The sequence below is a fragment of the Bacteroidota bacterium genome, from assembly GCA_034723125.1.
In the GTDB taxonomy this organism is placed as follows: domain Bacteria; phylum Bacteroidota; class Bacteroidia; order CAILMK01; family JAAYUY01; genus JAYEOP01.
The window spans coordinates 1-2,711 of record JAYEOP010000462.1 but is presented as its reverse complement, the minus strand read 5'-3'; the positions used below and the strand labels follow the sequence as shown (position 1 = coordinate 2,711).

Sequence of the window (2,711 nt, the reverse complement as noted above, 5' to 3'; positions counted from 1 at the left end):
ACAGATTCACAGATTAAAATTAATTTATATGAAATATTCTAATATGATATATGCAGAGCGGTCATAAATTGCGTTTTACTATACCGTGTAAACGAATAATAATAAATACGTTAAACATAAAACCAAAATTAATAGAACCTCCCTTAACAATTAGTCATTCTTTTTTTCTTCCTCATCATTTACTTGCAAGTCCTCATCTCTGTCATACATATCGTATTCAAAATCAGGCAACAGTTCATTTTTTACATGATCAACTGAATCGTTTAAAGCTTTTAAAAATTTGTTAAAGTCTTCTTTGTAAAGAAATATTTTGTGTTTGATGTAATAATTAGGATTTTTAAAATCACGCTTACTTTCAGTTATAGTAAGGTAATAATCATCATTTTTTGTTGTTTTTACATCGAAAAAATATGTTCTTTTTTTCCCGGCACGTACACGAATCGAAAATACTTCATCTTGCTTGTTTCTACTATTATCATCCATCTTCCACTTATTTTATCAATTAAAACTTATTAAAAATACAAAAGTACATTTTTTTTTATTTTTCAAATGTACTAGTTTTCTTTGGGATATTCAATTCTACTATGATATATTGTTTTTAGACTAAGTTTAATAATTCCTTTAGCCATCCTTATTTCTTTTAATGAAATATTTGCCATACTCAATTGCTTGTTTGTCAACTTATTTTCTACTAAATCATCAACAAGTTTTTCCAAATCTTTTTCACTAGGATTTTTTAAACTTTTAGAAGCTGCTTCAATTGAATCTACTATCATAACTACAGCCGTTTCTTTTTTAATGGGTCTTGGTCCCGGGTAAGTAAATATCGATTCATCTATTTTTTCATCAGGATGTTTCTTTTTATAATTCCTGTAAAAGAATTCAGCACGTGAAGTACCGTGATGTGTTTTTATAAAATCTACTATTTCTTTGGGTAATTTATGCTCTTTTGCATATTCAACACCTTTCCGAACATGCTTCACTATTATCTCAGCACTTTCTTTTTCGTTAAGCTCGTCATGAGGATTAAATCCCTTTTGATTTTCAATATAATACTGTGGAGCATGCATTTTACCAATATCATGATACAAAGCTCCTACCCTTGCAAGCAATGAATTTCCTCCGATTTTGTTTAAAACTGCCTCTGAGATATTTGAAACTTGCACAGAATGTTGAAATGTCCCAGGTGCTTTTTTTGACAATTCTCTAAGCAATTTCTTATTCAAATCCGATAGTTCTACTAATGTGATATCAGATAATAATCCAAAAACTTTTTCGTAAGCAAATATTAATGGATACGCCAATAGAGTAAGAATAAAACTACCTGTAAACCATATAAATGCAGAAAATTCAATTTCACTTATTGCATTTACTTGTATTAATTTTATACCGAAGTAAGAAAAATAATAAACAAAGAGAATAGTTAGAACAGTAATAAAAAATTGTGATAAATATTTTACTTGATAAATACCTAAAATCACACCTAATCCTGCTATTATTTGAATAAATAAAAATTCAAAATTATTAGGTGCAAAAATACTTATTATTAAAACTGTAATCATGTGAGATATAAATCCAATTCTTGCATCATAAAATGACAATAGTAATATTGGCACAATACAAAATGGTATTAAGTAAATATTAATCAGTTCAATTTTTAAAGCCCATGTACTTAATAAAATGAATAAAAGTATTGTCAGGAAAATTAGCAATAAATCCTTAGTTGAATTAAATATTTTTTTATAAAACAAAAAGATATAAAGTACGAAACTACCAGTAATAATAATTATTAGCAAAAAGTATCCGATGTACATCAGATAATTTTTCTTTTTGGATTCAATTGAAGATTCATATTCCAATCTCAAAGACTCAAGAATTTGAAATTTTTCAGGTGTAACTTTTACATTTTTAGAAATAATTTTTTGCCCTTCATAAACAAGTCCCTTATTTAGAGAAATATTTGAAAGTTCATTATTAATTTTAGTCTCTGATAATTCTTCGTTGTAAATAATGTCTGCTACAAAAATTGAAGAAAGACTTTCAATATTTAAACTTCTTCTTAATACAGGCTTTTTGTTAAAAACATTTTCCAAATATTTACTAACTTCTGTACTTGGTATTACATCTGATAAACTAAGTTCCTTAGCAGTTTTATCTGGAAAAACTAAAGTAAAATAAAACTGGCTCTGGTGTTTAAAATGATTTTTTTCAATACTTATAATTCCCCTTTTATAAATATCATCAATCAACTGTTTAGATATTGATAAAATATATATTTTCTGATTTTCACTTAAAGAATCATAATCTTCAATATAAATATCAGAAATTTTTTCTATTAATTTATTATTTACTTGCTTTGAAACATTTGGTAATTTGGAATAAAAAGGCAGAAATGAATTTATCAGCTTTTTTTTATCAGCATCTATTTCTTTTTGTGTTTTATGAATTGGGAAAGTAAATGGAGCACTAAGATCTTCATGTTGCCATAATTCATATTTGCTGTATTCATATTTAAATTTTCCTTCCTTCGGAATGGAATAAAAAACAAAAATTACAAATGCAATAGGAATTAAAAACCTAATAATATTTTTACTGTTGTCCATTATTTTTGTCATATATCAAAATCTAAAGAGCCTTTCTCCCACTTCAAAATTAAATAAAATAATGAAAATTAAAAAACTTATAGTCGCATATTTAAATTCCATAGTATT

The 2,711-nt window shown here is 26.0% G+C and carries 2 protein-coding genes; both read right to left on the bottom strand.

What is annotated here, in order from left to right; genetic code table 11:
* Positions 1-150: 150 nt before the first annotated feature.
* Entirely contained in the window at positions 151-483 is a 333-nt protein-coding gene (locus U9R42_12035) for a DUF3276 family protein (protein MEA3496751.1), read from the bottom strand.
* A 71-nt stretch (positions 484-554) separates the two neighbouring features.
* Positions 555-2,615 (bottom strand): HDIG domain-containing protein, encoded by a 2,061-nt coding sequence (locus U9R42_12030; protein ID MEA3496750.1) that lies wholly within the window; start codon positions 2,613-2,615, stop codon positions 555-557.
* Positions 2,616-2,711: the final 96 nt, after the last annotated feature.

Excerpts from the sequence above, each read along its gene's own strand:
- U9R42_12035 (MEA3496751.1), bottom strand. The coding sequence starts at position 483 with ATGGATGATAATAGTAGAAACAAGCAAGATGAAGTATTTTCGATTCGT.
- U9R42_12030 (MEA3496750.1), bottom strand. The coding sequence starts at position 2,615 with ATGACAAAAATAATGGACAACAGTAAAAATATTATTAGGTTTTTAATT.